The sequence below is a fragment of the Dyadobacter sp. CY351 genome, assembly GCF_021502625.1.
Taxonomy (GTDB): Bacteria; Bacteroidota; Bacteroidia; order Cytophagales; family Spirosomataceae; genus Dyadobacter; species Dyadobacter chenhuakuii.
Genome location: NZ_JAKFFU010000018.1, coordinates 33,253 through 51,220, shown reverse-complemented (window position 1 = coordinate 51,220; position 17,968 = coordinate 33,253). Strand labels below are relative to the sequence as shown.

Annotated in this window: 16 protein-coding genes; 12 read left to right on the top strand and 4 right to left on the bottom strand. The window is 47.3% G+C overall.

The features are described 5' to 3' along the window. Positions 1-381, top strand: a complete 381-nt coding sequence (locus L0660_RS25745) for a DoxX family protein (protein ID WP_235161980.1) — start codon at positions 1-3, stop codon at positions 379-381. Positions 382-485: 104 nt separating this feature from the next. After that, the gene (locus L0660_RS25740; protein ID WP_235161979.1) at positions 486-1,049 is read left to right on the top strand and encodes a DUF4256 domain-containing protein; all 564 of its coding nucleotides are present in this window, start codon (positions 486-488) and stop codon (positions 1,047-1,049) included. A gap of 14 nt (positions 1,050-1,063) precedes the next feature. On the opposite strand, the gene L0660_RS25735 is transcribed toward L0660_RS25740, so the two are convergent. Next, complete coding sequence (locus L0660_RS25735; RefSeq protein ID WP_235161978.1) at positions 1,064-2,095, bottom strand: hypothetical protein; 1,032 nt, start codon at positions 2,093-2,095, stop codon at positions 1,064-1,066. Between the two features lie 233 nt (positions 2,096-2,328). On the opposite strand from L0660_RS25735, the gene L0660_RS25730 reads away from it, so the two are divergent. Beyond that, positions 2,329-4,686 carry an ABC transporter permease gene (locus tag L0660_RS25730; RefSeq protein WP_235161977.1) on the top strand — a complete coding sequence of 786 codons (2,358 nt, stop codon included), beginning with the start codon at positions 2,329-2,331 and terminating at the stop codon, positions 4,684-4,686. 158 nt (positions 4,687-4,844) lie between these two features. On the opposite strand, the gene L0660_RS25725 is transcribed toward L0660_RS25730, so the two are convergent. Continuing rightward, positions 4,845-5,825, bottom strand: a complete 981-nt coding sequence (locus L0660_RS25725; RefSeq protein ID WP_235161976.1) for a hypothetical protein — start codon at positions 5,823-5,825, stop codon at positions 4,845-4,847. A 158-nt stretch (positions 5,826-5,983) separates the two neighbouring features. On the opposite strand from L0660_RS25725, the gene L0660_RS25720 reads away from it, so the two are divergent. The 4 genes from L0660_RS25720 to L0660_RS25705 all read left to right on the top strand — a co-directional run bounded on the left by L0660_RS25720 (position 5,984) and on the right by L0660_RS25705 (position 12,815). After that, entirely contained in the window at positions 5,984-6,991 is a 1,008-nt protein-coding gene (locus L0660_RS25720) for an aldo/keto reductase (protein ID WP_235161975.1), read from the top strand. 3 nt (positions 6,992-6,994) lie between these two features. Beyond that, positions 6,995-7,906 carry an AraC family transcriptional regulator gene (locus L0660_RS25715; RefSeq protein WP_235161974.1) on the top strand — a complete coding sequence of 304 codons (912 nt, stop codon included), beginning with the start codon at positions 6,995-6,997 and terminating at the stop codon, positions 7,904-7,906. Between the two features lie 142 nt (positions 7,907-8,048). Beyond that, positions 8,049-9,278 (top strand): GDSL-type esterase/lipase family protein, encoded by a 1,230-nt coding sequence (locus L0660_RS25710; protein WP_235161973.1) that lies wholly within the window; start codon positions 8,049-8,051, stop codon positions 9,276-9,278. Positions 9,279-9,356: 78 nt separating this feature from the next. Beyond that, positions 9,357-12,815 (top strand): PVC-type heme-binding CxxCH protein, encoded by a 3,459-nt coding sequence (locus L0660_RS25705; protein ID WP_235161972.1) that lies wholly within the window; start codon positions 9,357-9,359, stop codon positions 12,813-12,815. Between the two features lie 103 nt (positions 12,816-12,918). On the opposite strand, the gene L0660_RS25700 is transcribed toward L0660_RS25705, so the two are convergent. After that, on the bottom strand, positions 12,919-13,809 hold the full coding sequence (locus L0660_RS25700) for an NmrA family NAD(P)-binding protein (protein WP_235161971.1): 891 nt from the start codon (positions 13,807-13,809) through the stop codon (positions 12,919-12,921). Positions 13,810-13,889: 80 nt separating this feature from the next. Between L0660_RS25700 and L0660_RS25695 the strand changes: the two genes are divergently transcribed. The 5 genes from L0660_RS25695 (at position 13,890) to L0660_RS25675 (ending at position 17,166) form a co-directional block, all read left to right on the top strand. After that, positions 13,890-14,255 carry a helix-turn-helix domain-containing protein gene (locus tag L0660_RS25695; protein WP_275978147.1) on the top strand — a complete coding sequence of 122 codons (366 nt, stop codon included), beginning with the start codon at positions 13,890-13,892 and terminating at the stop codon, positions 14,253-14,255. 21 nt (positions 14,256-14,276) lie between these two features. Next, positions 14,277-15,593, top strand: a complete 1,317-nt coding sequence (locus L0660_RS25690) for a BNR-4 repeat-containing protein (protein WP_235161970.1) — start codon at positions 14,277-14,279, stop codon at positions 15,591-15,593. Between the two features lie 74 nt (positions 15,594-15,667). Further along, positions 15,668-16,414: a ThuA domain-containing protein gene (locus L0660_RS25685; protein ID WP_233798161.1), complete on the top strand. Its 747-nt coding sequence runs from the start codon at positions 15,668-15,670 to the stop codon at positions 16,412-16,414. Between the two features lie 110 nt (positions 16,415-16,524). Next, entirely contained in the window at positions 16,525-16,887 is a 363-nt protein-coding gene (locus L0660_RS25680; protein WP_235161969.1) for a DUF1304 domain-containing protein, read from the top strand. An 84-nt stretch (positions 16,888-16,971) separates the two neighbouring features. Continuing rightward, positions 16,972-17,166 carry a hypothetical protein gene (locus L0660_RS25675; RefSeq protein WP_235161968.1) on the top strand — a complete coding sequence of 65 codons (195 nt, stop codon included), beginning with the start codon at positions 16,972-16,974 and terminating at the stop codon, positions 17,164-17,166. 296 nt (positions 17,167-17,462) lie between these two features. On the opposite strand, the gene L0660_RS25670 is transcribed toward L0660_RS25675, so the two are convergent. After that, positions 17,463-17,834, bottom strand: a complete 372-nt coding sequence (locus L0660_RS25670; RefSeq protein WP_235161967.1) for a hypothetical protein — start codon at positions 17,832-17,834, stop codon at positions 17,463-17,465. Positions 17,835-17,968 lie beyond the last annotated feature (134 nt).

Sequence of the window (17,968 nt, the reverse complement as noted above, 5' to 3'; positions counted from 1 at the left end):
ATGACAAAGAGAAACAAGATCATTTACTGGATTGCAACTGTATGGCTCTCATTAGGCATGGTATCAAGCGGTGCCGTGCAGATCATCAAACTCAAAGAGGAAGTGGACATGATGACGCATCTGGGTTATCCGCTTTATTTTTTGACGGTCATTGGTGTGTGGAAAATGCTTGGTGTGGTTGTAGTGCTGCTTCCCAGGCTGCCATTGGTCAAAGAATGGGCATATGCAGGCTTCTTCTTCACCATGTCCGGTGCTGTCTTTTCTCACCTGGCGGCTGGCGACGGTGCCAAGGAATTTTTCGGACCCATATTATTGATCGTCCTGACAGTTGTTTCCTGGTATTTCAGGCCAGCGTCGCGGAAGCTGCCGGCAATAAATTAAGACGTATCATCAGCTAAGTTATTTCTCCCAACCGAAATTAGAATACAAATTATTATCACTTTAATATTCAAAATTCGTGTGCATCCGTGGCATTTAAAACTACTATGAAAGATAAAAAACAGTTATCCGAGCAACAGACCAGCGAATTACTGGACACATTAAAAGTCCGTTTTGAAAAGAATAAAAGCCGCCACGAAGGTCTGGACTGGAATAAAATCAAGGCAAAACTGGAAGCTGATCCTGAAAAGCTCTGGGTGCTGGACGAAATGGAAGTGACTGGCGGTGAGCCGGATGTAGTGGGTTACGATAAAAAGTCAGACGAATTCATTTTCTTTGATTGTTCGCCTGAAACCCCCAAAGACCGGAGAAGCCTGTGTTACGACCGGGCAGCCTGGGAGTCCAGAAAAGCCAACAAACCGGAAAACACCGCGATGGATATGGCTTCCGAAATGGGTGTGGAACTGCTGACAGAAGAAGAATATCAGCAATTGCAGGCATTAGGCAAGTTCGATCTGAAAACATCCAGCTGGTTGAAAACGCCTGCTAACGTCAGAAAATTGGGAGGCGCAATCTTCGGTGACCGACGTTTCGACCGCGTTTTTATTTACCATAACGGCGCCGATTCTTATTATGCAGCAAGGGGTTTCCGCGGTTCGCTCAGGGTTTAGAATATTATCCCTGGCTATTCGAGTAATTTCTCCTTAATCATAAAAGCGGCAAGTTCCTGCGCGAAGCGCGTCGCACCAGCTTCGCTCAAATGACAGACATCGCAAAATAACGAAGAGTCAGCGGGCAGGCGCTTTTCCATGTCCATGAGTGTTACAGAGTAAGTTTGGGCTAATTTCCGGAGTATCTGATTGTGCCTGTCCACTCCCTTTCTAACATTTTCAGGACTTCCCCACATGGTAACAGGGGTCGCGAAGTTGCATTTGGCAAAGTGCTTCACATCGCTTGTATCGCCTTTAAGCGGATAGTTGGCGGGAAAATGAGAGGCATAACTCAGGAGAACCAATTTCTCGCCTTTGCTGCGTGCTTTCCCGATAATCCTGTTCAGGTTACGCTCATACACCCGCCCGCTCCGGACCCGGGCCCCAAACTTTGCAAACGCCGGATCCACACCATATTGACTCAGATATATCTTATGGCTGACCTTATCATTTATATAATGTATCACCTTATCACACAAGTAGGGAATAACGGTTACATTGATCTCAGGGTGGGCTAAAAGCAGGTAAATGTCGTCATACCATTTAATGTGCGCGTAATCGTCTTTGAAATTTACAGGCGGAATGTTGTTCGCGTGGGTGTCGTTAATGGCTTCGTAATAAATGACGAGATCAAACTTTTGCTTGTCCAGCAAATCGTACTTGATCCGATTATCCAGTGCGGTGTGGGCAGGAGCTGCTATGTTGTAAAATGCGAATTTTGCATGGCTTCCATATTTTTGTTTCAAAAGTGAGTCAAGCCTGGGTTCCAGATTAAGATATCCCGTGCTTATCACGGATCCCCCGAGAATCAGCACATCTTTGATTGCATCATCATTTCTGATCTTCATGGAATTCAGGACATCCATATTTGTATAGAACTTTTTGTAGAGAAAATCAGAAGGCCTTACAAAAGGATAGCCTAAAAACGCCAGAGCGGATCTCAATATAAGCTCTGTGAAAATGAACAGGATCAGAAAGTAAACAATGTAAAAGGAAGCGCGCCTCATTGACCTTAGCATTTATGATGCCACAACAAGGAATTTAGGCTATCAAAAAGCAAAACGAATGTGTCACCGGCTGGTTTCAATTATTTACCGTGTTACCATAAAACGAACATCCTCCGTCCGAAAGCGTACAGTTTAGCATAGCAAAATATAGCATTAGAAGCTGAAAAAGGCACCTGCTGGCAATGGAACAAATGTTTTGCAAACAAATAACATCCTTGACCTAAACCGATCATATGTTACAGAACTACTTCAAAATTGCGGTAAGAAACATTTGGAAACACCGGCTTTTTTCTTTCATCAATATATTCGGCCTGGCTTCGGGACTGATGGTCTGTTTTCTTGCCATTGCCCATATCAAAGGAGCGCTGGACTACGATCATTTTCATCCGAAAGGCGAACGCATTTACCGGATTATCGCAGATGTGATCAGCAATGAAAACGACAAGACCGCCTTCGCAACAACACCATTGCCGCTGGCAGAAACACTAAAAAAGGATTACGGTTTTGTAGAGAACGCCGCACGCGTTGTCAGGACTTATGCCGAAGTGAAAGGCAACGATAAGCGGCTGGATTTTCTCACTTTCGCTGTTGATGTATCGTTTTTTCAAATGTTTGGCTATCCTGTTTTGAAAGGACAATTCCCAGCTGCGCCGGGTACGGCTGTGATCAGTCAGGCGACGGCGGAAAAGATTTTTGGCACACAGGATCCGGTTGGGCAGGTTTTGGAGCAGGAGGGGATCGCACCATCCGTGATTACGGCCGTAGTTCCCGACACCGCTTTTCGCAGCCATCTCAAATTTGATATCCTCTTTGCGCTGCCGGCAGACAAAATGAGCCTTTTCGATGAGGGAAAAGGCTGGAATGATTTCGGCAAAAGTTACACCTATATCTTGTTAAAAGAGGGCATTGCAGAAGGCCAGCTGGAAGAAACGCTGCCGTCCGTCGGCAAGCGGGAAAGTGCTAAACTGGCCCCCGGTGGCATAAAGTCTCTTGATTTTCGTGCACAACCACTCACCGATATTTCTCCGGCTATGGAGGAGTTAATGAACAGCACTTATGAGCCTCAGATCAGCGGACTGATGCTCGAAATGGCCGTCGGGTTGGTAACATTGCTGATGGCTGCATTCAACTATATTAACCTTACATTAGCCCGGTCCATGAGTCGCGCCCGTGAGGTTGGGATCCGGAAAACTTCCGGCGCGCTTCGCTGGCAGCTTTTGGGCCAGTTCATGGCGGAGTCGGTGATCCTTTCCTTGCTCGCGCTCATGCTTGCTTATATGATGCTCGAACTCGTGAAGCCGATGGCATTTGTACAGCAATGGCTGATCGGAGGCGTGGTCTGGGACTGGAAACTTTGGGCTGCCTTTGTCACTTTCAGCATTGCAGCCGGGTTACTGGCAGGCATGATCCCCGCCAAAGTCCTTTCCAATTTCCAGCCTGCCGAAGTGCTCCGCAGCCGTAACGGCCTGAAAGTGATTCGTGGAATTTCACTCCGTAAGACTTTGATCGTCTTGCAATTCAGTATTTCGTTACTCGCGATGATCGCGCTCGTGACCATGATGCGACAGCAATATTACATGGCAACCGGCGATTACGGATTCCGGACAAGAAACGTGCTGAACATTCCGTTGAACAGCATTTCATATGAAAGATTATCCAACGAAGTAAGCAAGCTGGCCGGCGTGGAACACGTTTCGGGCATATCTGAACCATTCGGCCATCACGGCGCCACGGAGCGTATTAGAATGAAACGTGGAGATGAGCAGACGATCCCGTCGTTTATCTGCGACGTGGCACCCGATTTTATCAAAACACTGCAATTAACATTGGTTGCAGGACAGGATTTATCGAAAAAATCAGCATCCGGCAGGCACATACTGATCAATGAAGAAGCGGTCAGAAAGTTTAATCTTTTAGATAACAGATCGGCCATTGGCAAATCGATCTGGCTCAATGACAGCACAGAAGTTCAGATTGCCGGTGTGGTTAAAGATTTCCGGTCTACAAGCTTCAATTGGCAGATCCGGCCGCTGATCATTCGTCCGCAAATGTCCGGCTTGCGTTACATGCACGTGGCAGTGACACCTGGTTCGAAGGATAGGGTTTTGGAAGAAACAAAACGCATTTTTAAGCAACTGAAACCCTACGAAACTTTCGAGGGAAAATGGTTTGACGACTTCCTGTACGAGCGTCACGCGCACATGGACGACATCAGCTTCATGGCTTTACTGCTCGGCATTTCTTTCTCGATCGCCTGCCTCGGACTTCTCGGAATGGTTACCTATAACACCCAAACCCGCATTAAGGAGGTGGGCATCCGAAAAGTGATGGGCGCAGAAGTCGCACAGATCATCTGGCTTTTGTCCCGCGATTTTATAAAATTGCTCACCATTGCTGGCGCCATTGCATTGCCATTCGGATATCTGGCTGGGTATGCATTTTTATTCAACTTTGCCTACCATGTCAGCATTGGCTTCGAAACATTAGGCCTTTGCTTCGGCGTGCTTTTGTTGCTTGGCGGGCTGATCATCAGCACCAGAACCTACAAGGCGGCAACTGGCAATCCGGTGGAGGCGCTCGGTAATGAGTAAATGTTCACAGGCTCAAAGCAATGTCAGGAGGGATTTGATAGAACGTTTCAAAAGCAGCATTTTGTAAGGTGAGTTCATGGAAGAAGACACATCCAGCAAAAGCACCATGTTATTTGCCGCATAGCCATCCAGAGAGCGGGTAACAACAGGATCCGGTGCTATCGTTTTCGCCGGATTTGTTTTGCAAATGCCGGGCTGAACGCGGGATAGTAAAGCAGCCTGCGTTTGGTTTGGCTGTAAGTGACGAAAGATTTGTGAAATGCCAGCAGGTCCTGATTAAACTGGTTCATCAGCAGCACATAATAGCGATTTCCATGCTCGGCGGATTGCTTTGCCGCAAACGTGTAGTCATCAACTGCCCTGCCTTTTAATGATTGCATCGAAAGGATGGCCGCTTTGAATGCGATTAACATATCATCAGCCGGATACTCGAGCATGTGCAAGGTGCTATAAATGGTTTCGAGAAATTCTTCGTCGGCCAGCATGCTTTGCCGGATCGTTTCTACCGGCCAGTCGGCAGGTGTTTCTTCTTTTAAATGGTAGGGTAATGAATCGAGTAATGCACGTTGACTGAGGATCACTTGCTCCATTGCTTTTTCGGTAACCAAATACGGGTCCGTCGCGGAGGAGGATTGGTGATTTTGATAAATGTGCTGCACTTGCTGGTAAAGGGCATCTTTCTCCTGGGCGAACCGTTCAAACAAAGGCTGGATTTTAGCTACATATTCAGCGGATTGTTTGAGATTATCTTTTTGATAGGCTTTCAGGCGCACATGCGTTTCCAGCTCCTTGAAAGCAACGTCTACCTCATTAACCAAATCCCAGATCTCCTTTGCTTTTTTGTTCAAATCATCCATTTCCGCGGCCGGCAAGCCATTTACGGCCACTGCTTTTTTGAAATAATAATCTTCCAATGGTCCCGAAGAGGATAATCTCAGCTCCGAAACGGGCCTTTTGCTATACCGGTTTACCGCGTCCTGGTAACCGGCCAGCATTTTAAAACGTGCGATGAGCGATTCGGACGATTTGTCCAGGAAGGTCACATAATGGTTCAGCGATTGGATGGGCGCTTCCGTTTGGGCGTGTGCGGCAGTGGATTTCATAACGAGAATGATCAGGAAAACATAGCAGTATCTCATGCTGTATAATGTATGCAGTGTATGGGTTGACAAGGGACGAATGTCGGAAAATTCATGTAAAAATGGCGTCCCGGCTTTTGGATACAACCTTCCCTGATTTGGATACAGCCCGATTTTTAGTTTACGGTAGTTTTGTATTGTACTAAAAGCAAAAAAAGATGAACATTAAAACAGTAAATTTAGGAAGCCAGGGCCTGGTAGTGCCCAATATAGGACTGGGTTGCATGGGCATGACGCAGATTGCGGGCGCTGATATTTACGGAAAAGCAGACGAAGGCGAAGTGATCAGAAGCATTCACCGCTCGCTGGAACTAGGCGGGAATTTCCTGGACACCGCCGATCTTTATGGCCCGCTACTGAACGAAAGGCTCATTGCAAAAGCGATTCATGGCAACCGGGATAGTTACATTATCGCTACGAAATTTGGTTTTGAAATTGATGATAATGAGCAGCTTACCTGGAAATTCAATGGGAAGCCGGATTATGTAAGGAAAGCCGTTGAGCGTTCGTTGAAAAATCTGGGAACGGATTACATTGACCTGTATTACCTGCACCGCCTGGATCCCGAAGTGCCTATCGAAGACACAGTTGGCGCTATGGCAGAGCTGGTTAAGGAAGGAAAAGTAGGTTATCTGGGCCTTTCTGAGGTCTCTTCTCAAACGCTTCGGAAAGCAAATGCTACGCATCCGATCACAGCATTGCAAACAGAATATTCTTTGTTTGAAAGAACGGTGGAAGAAGCCGGAATTTTGGATACTTTGCAGGAGTTAGGCATTGGTTTCGTCGCTTATTCGCCACTGGGACGTGGATTTATTTCTGGTGAAAGGATCAAAAGCCCGGACGATTTCCCTGCCAATGATTTCAGACGTTCGATCCCGCGTTTTCAGGGAGAGCAATTTTACAAAAACCTCGAACTCGCCGATGCGATCGAAAAAATGGCTTTGGAAAAAGGCGTTACCGCGTCGCAGCTTGCCATTGCATGGGTCATTGCAAAAGGGCATCTGCCGATTCCGGGAACGAAGCGCGTGAAATACATTGAAGAGAACATTGCGGCCTCAAACATTGTATTAACACAAGCGGAAGTGACAAACCTGGAAAGCATTGTGCCGCTGGGTGTTACCGGCGCACGTTACGACGAAGCCGGAATGGGCTGGATTGACGAATAATATATGAAAAAGCAAAGGAATAGTCCGCTGGTAATCAGCTCGATTGGTGAAATCCATCGCATGTATGGCATCAAGGAAATAGAGCACCCGATGGTGAGCGTTGTGCGCTTTGACGAGATCTACAATTCTCCCATCGACCTCAGCGACGGTTGTGTGCTCGATTTTTACATGATCGCGGTGAAGAAGGATTTTCAGGGCAAGGTCCGTTACGGGCAGAGTTATTACGATTTTGATGAGGGCGTCTTGTCCTTTATTTCGCCCGGCCAGCTTTGCTGGGAGGAACGGAACGACAGGCCTTGCTCGGGGTTTATGCTGATGTTCCATGCGGATTTCCTCCTGGGTTACCCGCTTGCTAAGGAGATCAAAAATTACAAATACTTCTCCTATGCCGTCAATGAGGCGCTTTATTTATCCAAAAAAGAGGAGAATGTGATTTATAACATTCTGGAAAATATTGAACAGGAATATAAAGCTAACATTGATAATTTTAGCCAGCGCGTTATCATTTCGCAAATAGAAGTGCTGCTTAACTATGCGGATCGTTTCTATCACAGGCAGTTCATCACGCGTAAAGCCGCGCATAACGACATGCTCGTAAAGCTGGAAGAATTGCTGGACGAACATTTCAGCAACAACGCAAACCTGGCATTGCCGACTGTGAAAGATGTAGCCTTAAAACTGAATGTCTCGCCCGATTATCTGAGCGATATGCTGCGCACTTACACAGGACTTAATACGCAGCAACACATTCATAATAAGCTTATTGAGAAGGCAAAAGGCATTTTGAGCACCACCAATCTTTCTATTGCCGAGATCGCCTATCAGCTGGGTTTCGAGCATCCGCAGTCTTTTAACAAAATCTTCAAACGTAAAACGGCGCTTTCCCCGCTGGAATTCAGGCAGTCATTCAACTGATCCTCAATGCAATGCCCGCACAGCCAGACTTTCGCCGGTCGTTGTAAAGCTGTGCGGGCATATATTTATGCCCCTCAACGGTTAACTTATCTCCGCATTCTACTTTATAGATTATAAAATAATAATCCTAAACCCAGAATGCATGAGAAAGACCCGGATAGCCGCTGTATTTGGCTATATTTTATTCCTGTTCAGTACATTACCAATCCCTTCCCTTTACGCCCAGACAAAACCTGCAACAGCCTTTACATTGAAAGACGGCGACCGGGTCGTATTCCTGGGCAGTTCCATTTTTGAAAACGATTTTCAGTATGGTTATCTGGAACTCGCCCTGACCACACGTTTTGCAGATAAGGGCGTGACATTCAGGAACCTGGGCTGGACGGGCGACAATGTTTGGGGAGAGGGAAGAAGCACTTACACCAACCCGCCCACGCCTTACGAACATTTGATGGAGGACATTACCAAGGCCCAGCCAACGGTTGTTTTTCTGGGTTACGGCGGCGTGGAAGCGCAGGACGGACAGGCAGGCTTGCCGCATTTCAAGGAAGGTTTGAACAAGCTTCTGGACAAGATCGAAGCGCTTGGCGCGCAGGCCATTTTGCTATCCACGATCCCGGTCGTTTCCAGCGACACGGCACAACGCATCGGCCAGCGCAATGCAGATCTGGAATTGTATTCCAAAGCCATTTCGGAAGTAGCAGCGCAGCGCAAAAAGCAGTTCATCGACATTTACAACCCGATCCTGAACGCCAGTAAAAAGGATTCTATCATTGAAAATACCGTGCATCTGAATGAGCTGGGTTATTACCATCTGGCCACAACGCTTGAAAAAGCGCTGGGCCTGGATGCTGCAAAAGCCTCAACAGCCGTCAGTATCGCCGATAATAAAGCGGACGTTTCGAATGGTCGATCATTAACCCCAGATAAGGAGGGTGTCTTAGCCAGATTTGCGGTTGACAACAAATATCTGCCATTGCCTTCACCCAAATCCGCTGACTGGATCACAGATAATGCCCGGACAGTCAGGATATCAGGTTTGAAAAAGGGCTATTACGCATTGTTTTCAGAAAACGATCAGGTAGCGTCGGCGTCAGCGAAGGATTGGGAAAAAGGTGTTGAAATAAAGCAAGGCCCTCAATTTGCCAAGGTTGCTGAAATTCGCAATATGATATTGAAAAAGAACGAATTACACTTCTTTCAATATCGTCCTTTGAACCAAACTTACATCATTGGTTTCCGCCGTTACGAGCAGGGCCGTCATGTGAAAGGTCTCGAAGAGCAAAACATCCTGATCAAATGGCTCGAAGGCCAGATCATCCTCAACAGCGAGCCGAAGGAAGTGGTGTATGAGTTGAGAAAAATGGATTAGCCCCCGGCTCCGCTCGGGCTGACAAACTATTAGATATACTTACAAAGATATAGGGTGGTGCTAGCTGCCTACAAAAATATGAAAGCAACCAAGTTACTATACGGAGCGACGCTTATGGCGACGATCCTGTTGACGACCTCTTCCAATAAGGTTCAGAACATTAAAGAAGATCCCGATCCGGATGTTCAGAAAGAACTCGCTTCCTTCAAGGTTGCGGATGGCTTTGAGGTCACATTGTTTGCCTCCGACCCGATGGTGGCCAAGCCTATTCAGATGAACTGGGACGCGGAAGGGCGCCTATGGGTGGTGAGCAGCACAGTTTACCCGCATTTGAAAACGGGCGAGTCTGCTAATGACAAGATTTTTGTGTTGGAAGATACGGACGGCGATGGCAAGGCCGACAAGTCAACCGTTTTTGCCGAAGGACTTATCCAGCCCACTGGAATTTTGCCGGGTGACGGCGGTGTATATGTGGCCAATTCAACCGAGATCCTGCATTTCTCGGATACGGACGGCGATGGCAAAGCAGACAAAAAGCGCCGCGTGCTGAACGGTTTCGGAACGGGTGATACGCACCATTTGATCCACACATTCCGCTGGGGACCGGAAGGAAGAATGTATTTCAACCAGTCGATCTACATTTATAGCCACGTAGAAACGCCTTTTGGCATAAAACGTCTGGAAGGCGGCGGTGTATGGGCACTTAACACACGTAACCTGGACATGGAAGTGTATGCGAGAGGGCTGGTTAACCCCTGGGGACTGCAATTTGACCGTTGGGGACAATCGTTTCTTACGGATGGAGCAGGCGGCGAGGGCATTAACTACGGATTTCCGGGAGCAACATTTGTGACAGCACCGGGCGCAGCACGCATTATGCGGGGCCTTAATCCCGGTCAGCCTAAACACAGTGGTCTGGATGTGGTTTCAGGAAAACATTTGCCCGACGCATGGCAAGGCAGAATGATCACCAACGACTTCCGCGCCAACCGGATCAATAGCTTCAAACTCGAAGAACAAGGCGCAGGTTACGCTTCAAAACAGGCAGACGACCTGATGTGGACAGACAATGTGGCGTTCCGTCCGGTGGATATCAATGTGGGTCCCGATGGCGCGATATACGTGGCCGACTGGTATAACCCGATCATTCAGCATGGAGAAGTAGATTTCCACGACCCGCGCCGCGATCAGCAGCATGGCCGCATCTGGCGGATCGTCGCAAAAAACCGTCCGCTGGTTACCAAGCCGCAATTAACAAAAGCAAGCACCACGGAGCTGCTGGAATCATTAAAATTACCCGAAGAATGGACACGCTTGCAGGCTAAGCAGGTTTTGAAGGCAAAAGGCGCCAAAGAAGTGGTGCCCGCTTTGGAAAAATGGGTGCAAGGTTTGGATAAAAATGATGCGAATTACGAGCACAATCTGCTTGAAGCGCTTTGGGTTTATCAGACGCTCGAAACATTTAACCAGCCGATTTTACTTGAATTGCTGAATGCAAAAAGTCATAACGCGCGTGCAGCAGCATTGCGTGCGTTGGAATTATGGTTTCCGAAGGTGCAGAATGCGCCTGCATTGCTTGCTAAGGCAGTAAAAGATGAACATGCACAGGTGAGAATGGAAGCGGTGATTGCGTTGCGTAAGACCAAAACGGCTGATGCCGCAAAAAATGCATTATCTGTTCTGGACGGGCAAATGGATGAATTCCTGGATTTTGCATTATGGCAAACGGTGAGAGAATTGGAGCCGATGTGGCTTGCTAAAATGAAGACGGAACCGAATTTGTTGGGCGATGCCAGGAAAACGGCTTATGCATTGAAGTCGGCAACAAGTCCTGAGGCAGCGTCGCTGCTTGTGCAGCTTTATCAAAAAGGCCAGGTTCCGGAAGAATATCAGAAAGATGTGCTCACCAGCATTGCAAGGCTGGGGCAGCCATCTGACCTTAATATGCTGCTGGATCTGGCACTGACCAGCAAGGATAAAAACGCTGCTGCCCAGCTGGCCGCATTGGAAGATGCTGCTGGCCAGCGGAATGTGAAACCTGACAAATCACCCGAGCGAATCGCGGATTTTATTGGTAACGACGACGAAGCCGTAAGCCTGAGCGCGATCCGATTGATAGGTCTTTGGAAATTGACGCAACTGAACGAGCGCCTGACGGGCTTGATACAGTCAGGCACGCCAAGTACGAAAAAAGCAGCATTGGCCTCATTAACAGCCATTGATAAGGAAAAGGCGACTAAACTAACGGTGGATATGACTGGTGCAAAGAATGCGCCGGAAGTGCGTATGATCGCCGCGGCGCAATTGGCCAAACTAGATCCCAAAGAGGCAGCACGCATCGGATCAGAACTGATGCGGACATTGCCAGCCGACACCGATATGAGCGATCTTTTCATGGCATTTATCTCAACCAACCCCGGCGCTGCCGCATTAGCTGACGCCATCGCTGCCAAGAAAATCCCGGAAGCCACGGCCAAAGCCGGTCGCCGCCTTGTACAAACGCGCGCCGGATGGACGCGTCAGAACATTGATGAGATGCTTGCACTCAAAAAAGCACTGGAAGCCTCAGGCGGCTCAATGCCGACACAGAAAATGCCGCAGGACCTGAATGATGACCAAATCGCCGGCCTCGCCAAACTTGTAAGGGAAAAGGCAGATCCTGCAAAAGGGGAACAAATTTTCCGCAGGGCTGAGGCAAGCTGCACAACTTGCCACGCCATTGGCGGCGCAGGTGGTCTGATCGGGCCGGATTTGAGCAGCTTGGGAACCAGCTCACCTCCTGAAACCATTATCCGCTCCATTCTTTATCCAAATTTATCGATTAAAGAAGGTTATGACCTGAAACGTGTTGTGAAGAAAGATGGCTCCGAAATGTTGGGTTACCTGGCCAGTGACGGCGCATCGGAGGTGATTATACGTGACGTGACGGGCAAGGAGGTTTCCATTGCAAAGAGCCAGCTGCAAGTGATGGAAAAAGTCCCGGGGTCCCTCATGCCTCCCGGCCTCACTGCCAGCCTCGACCAGACTGAGTTTATCAATTTAGTCGGCTTCTTAACAAAAATGGGAGAATCCGGAGACTTCCGCGTGCCCAACACCAGGTTTGTAAGACGCTGGGAAACTGTTACCGCTGATAAACAAACGGCAAACAGAATGAGCGAAGGCGCATTTACCGTAACAAAGAGCTCAAAAGTCATTTACGCTCCCGTTTACAGCAAAGTCTCAGGTGAGCTGCCCCTCGACGAAGTGCCCGTTGTGGAAACCACGGCCGGCAAATCATTCAGCGTTGTCCGTTTTGAAATTGAGGTCTTAACAAAAGGCAGCGTAACATTAACCTCAAACATTTCAAACGGAATCACCGCCTATATCGCCGGCAAACCCGTAAAAATGTCGGGCGACAACATTACCACCAACCTAACCCCGGGCATCCAGCAAGTTACGCTGGTCATCGACCGGAGCGCGGTAAAAGATGTAGGTTTGAAAATAGCATTAAAGGACGCAGATGCCGGAGCACAGACGCGGTTGCGGATGGGGAAATGATAGGAAAGTGATATTTAGTGTAAAAGTCAAAAGCGACCCTGGATATTCAGGGTCGCTTTTTATGTTACTGCTTCCAGAATTTCAGGCGCTTTTTTAACATTTACTAAGCTCCTGCATACGCCCCGGCAAACTCCTTAGCAAAGTCTTCCAGTTTATAGCTGCCCAGCTGCTCGGGGCGGTTTTTCCAGTATTCTTCCTGCATTTGCCCGCTTCTTAGAGCCTGGCCCATTTCCTTGTAAAGTTTTGCGAAGCTTTCGTTCAGCCCCGCACCGAGCATTCCGTTGTAGGCGTCTTCGTCTGAGAATGTGATCCAGGGTGTGTTTTCTTTACCGACTGCGTTGCCCAGGATTGCAGCAATTTCGCTTGGATGGCGCTCGTCATTGGCGATGTTGGTGACGGTTTTCCCTTCGGCGGGGTTTAGTAGTGCTGCCGTTGCAACCTCAGCAATGTGGTCGGTATGGGTCAGAACCAGCTTTTCATCCGTGTCTCCGAAATTATTTCCTGCAATGCCCGCGTGCTTGATCATGCCTGCGAGGCTGAACAGGTTGGAGAAGAAGTAGGAGGGGCGGAGGAAATTTACATGCAGGCCGGGCAGTGCCAGCAATTTCTCTTCAAGATAACCCAATGCATCGATCGGACCTGCACCTTTCCGCATTTGTGCACCCAGGCTGCTGAGGAGTACGATGTGCTTAATGTTGCTGCCTTTTAGTGCTTCTACATATTTGTCAGCCACTTCTAGCTGGAATTTGGCATAATCAGTAAGGGCGAAATCGCTTGGGATCATCAGGTAAGCCATTTCCGCGTTTTGAAATGTGTCTTTCAAAAATGCTGAGTCGGTTAAAGAACTAATGGCGGCTGTTGCACCGAGGGATTCGATTTCTGATTTTTTGTCTGCGCTGCTGCTGATAACCGTTACGTCGTGTCCGGCTGCAACCAGGTTTTTTGTAACGGGTTTGCTGATATTTCCGAGTGATCCTGTGATGATATATTTCATGTTGTTTTTTTGTTTAATGATGTTGCAAAGCTATATTTGTACTTACTTTTCTACAAGTACTTACCCCAAAGTATGTATCCATGACAAAGGTCAAAGAAAGCTCGACATACAATGCCAACCGGGAGATCGTGATGCAGGAATGCCCGGTCACTTATGTGATGAACAAGATTGGCGGACATTGGAAACCCATTATATTGTATCACTTACTGGCGGGCAGCAAGCGCTATTCGGAGATCAAGAAAGAGATGCCGCACATTACAGAGAAAATGCTTATCCAGCATCTCAAACAGCTCGAAAATGACAAATTACTCATCCGCGAAGCGCGGCCGGTTGTGCCTCCTTTTGTAACTTACACGCTCACGGATTCTGGCCGGGACCTCCAACCCGTGATCCAGGCCATGGCAGAATGGGCTTTTAAGGATATGAAGAGACAAGCGTTTGTTTAAGTTGTTTATTAAAAATAAAAGATGAAAATCCGCCTCCTATTACTGGCATTTGTGTGCTTGTCGGTCAAGCTCAATGCGCAGAACGTGTCCATATTGACCGAAGACGGTGCCTGGTGCTGGTTCAGCGATCCGCGGGCCATTTATACAAATGATAAAAACGGCCAGATTGTCACAGGCTGGGTCACGAAGTCGGGAGATATTGTTGCGGCGTCACTGGATCTGAAATCCGGAAAAACCGCTCAAAAAACGCTTTACACCAAACTGGAAGTAGACGATCACGACAATCCAGCATTCCTGCAACTCCCCGACAACCGCATTTTGACCCAGTACACCTGGCACGGCGGAAGCAAAGACGGCATGGGTGTGATTCAGAACACGACATTGGAGCCGCTGGATATCAGAACATTCTCTGATTCAGTTATTTTCAAACCGCAAACGCCCGAATTACTCGCCAAATTCAAGCGCGAGACTTACACATATGCCAATCCGTTCCTCTTAAGTGCAGAAAACAATAAGATTTATAGTTTTGGCCGTTGGATAGGCTTTAAGCCCAATTTTATCACATCAACTGACTATGGTAAAACCTGGTCTGACCCCAAGGTGGTGATCACTTCCAAGGCTTTGGACACCAACAACCGGCCTTACGTCAAATATTATTCCGATGGCAAATCAAAAATCCATCTGCTTTTCACAGACGGTCATCCTAATGCTGAGCCGCTGAATTCGGTTTACTATTGTTATTACGAAAAAGACGCATTCTGGCGCGCAGACGGCACGAAGATTGCGAACATTGATCAGCTGCCCTTTCATCCGTCTGATGCCACAGTTGTTTACAAAGCCACACCCGAAACGGGTAAAGCCTGGATATTCGACATCGTGATTGATCCAAAAGGAAGGCCCGTAGTCGCTTACACGCGCTATCCTACCAATGAAAATCATCAATATTACTACACCGTTTTTGATGGTAAAAAATGGAACGACCATCATCTGATCGCCTCCGGAAAGTGGTTTCCACAAACGCCCGAAGGCAAAAAGGAGCGCGAAGAAAACTACTCCGGCGGCCTGACAATTGATCCGCTGGATCCTTCAATTGTTTATTTTTCGCACGAGGTCGGTAATGTGTTTGAGATCTCAAAAGGCGAAACACGCGATCTTGGTAAAACCTGGAAAATAACGCCCGTTACCCGAAATTCGGAGCTGGACAATGTTCGTCCTGTTATCCCGCGCTATAAAAAGAAAGGCGACAAAAATGTGCTTTTATGGATGCAAAACCGGAAATATGTGCACTATACGGATTACGACACGCGCATTGTCTGGAAAGATTTGACCGCTCGCTGAAAGTATATTCTGTGCGCTTTTTGTTTTAATAGTAATTACAAATTCCCCGTTTAAACAACGAATCTCAAAACATTATGTTCAAAAAATTACTGCCACTGCTTCTTGTCATCGTGAGCGCGGCATACGCCCAGGCGCAGCAGTTTAAAGTTTTATTATTTACCAAAACCGCTGGTTTTCACCACGTTTCCATCCACGAAGGCGTATCCGGAATCCGCAATCTGGCTTCCCGCCACAATTTTTCTGTCGACTGGCAGGAAAACGCAGATGTTTTCAACGACAAAAGCCTGGCCAACTACGCAGCCGTTATCTTCCTGAACACCACCGGCGACGTGCTTAATGACGCGCAGCAAGCGGCATTTGAAAAATACATTAAAAGCGGAAAAGGCTATGTAGGGATCCACTCCGCAGCTGATACAGAGTATGATTGGGCCTGGTACGGCAAGTTGGTAGGGATGTATTTCAAAACCCACCCTGCACAGCAAACGGCATTTCTGGACGTAAAGGACAGCAATTTCCCAGGCCTGGAACGCTTCCCGAAACGCCTGCTTTGGACCGACGAATGGTATGAATACAAAAAACCATACAACGCCGACGACCTTAAAATCCTGATCACCCTGGACGAAAAATCTTACGATCCAAAAACCAACCAAGGCACCGGCATGGGCGCCGAACACCCTATGTCCTGGTATCACAACTACGACGGCGGCCGCGCCTTCTACACCGGCCTGGGCCACATTGGTTTGGTTTACTCAGATCAATCGTTTCTGGACCACCTATATGGCGGGATTTACTGGGCCGCTACTGGGAAGGGCTTGAAATAGCAATCAGACATTGAAATAAGAAAAGAGCTGGCCAATTCCTACATTAGAATGGTCAGCTCTTTTTTTGTTAATATTGAGAATAAAAAGTCATAAATCTAACCCTATCCTTCATGGAAATCCTCGGCAAAATCCTCGTCGGCCTCGTGGCGCTCGAACATCTTTACATTCTCTACATTGAAATGTTCGCCTGGGAAACCAAAGGCAAGGAAATATTCAAAGGCTCCCTCGCCCCGGAATTGTTTAAACCTACAAAAACATTAGCAGCCAATCAGGGACTGTACAATGGATTCCTCGCAGCGGGCCTGATTTGGACATTCTTCATAGAGGACCGCCAATGGGCCTTTTACATTGCCGTTTTCTTTTTGACTTGTGTAATAGTGGCGGGAATTTATGGAGCTGTAACCGCTAGCAAGAAGATCTTTTTCGTGCAGGCCTTGCCGGCGATTGTGGCTTTGGTGGTGTTGCACATGTGATTGAACGCAGGGAGCGATCATCGGCTGAGGATTTTTTTTATTCTATTCGAAAACCTAATTTTGTTCAAGCAAACACATTATCTTATGAAATTGGCAGGTATAAAAACTGAATACACACCAAAAGGAAAAGTTAAGCGGATTACAATCAATGCCAACGTCAAAACTGACCTTGTTGAAGATTTGATTGACACAATACTTTACGAAGAGCGTAAGGATGGAGAATTTGTGTCACGAACCGAGGCAATGGAGTTTTTACGGAAAAATGGTAAGATTAAATAACTTACACGGTTCAGTATGAGAAACGTGCACTGAAAGAACTTTCCAAATTACCTGCAACTGCAGTTCGGCAAATTCTCGCAAAAATCGATTCCTTAATAAACGATCCCTATCAAGCAGGAATTAAAAAGCTAAAAGGGTCCGAAAACGTTTTTCGTGCGAGAGCAGGAAACTATCGGATTCTTACGAAGTAAATGATGGGAAATTACTAATTATGGTTGTTGCGGTGGGTGACAGAAAAGAGGTCTATGACCAATAAGAATGGGCGTATTGTTACGCCCATTCTTATTATCAGATTGTTATGCAAAAAAGCTAGGCTTCTGCAAGTAACCAGGCTCCCAGCTTGAATCTCTTCTGCGGAGTGAACGTGAAACCGTCATGACTTCTTGCAAACGTTTTTCGGGATCGCTCATCAAATCCTGGCTATGCAAATACTGGCCAATGATCTCCCATTCAAAAGAATCCTCGTGAGCATCATAAATCCCAACCGGAATACGGTTCCCATCCGTCATCAACATCCCCAGCACCTGCTGCGCCTCTTCCTCTGAAGAACATCCAACATGCTGATACCGGCCTTTTAGTGTGTAAAGAACTGAGTAACGGTTTTTTGTCAATCCATTTCCTTTCGCTTGCTTCTTAATGTCTCTGAGGGAATTTTTTAATCTTATCATGATTGCTGTGTTTATATCTCCGTTCGGGTAATTTTAAATGTGTTTGTTGTAAATGTTATATTTGAACGGAGATGTTTCAAGTTTTGAAGCGGCTGTATTGGCCGCTCAAACTTATAAACGCAGGTTGTGTGTCA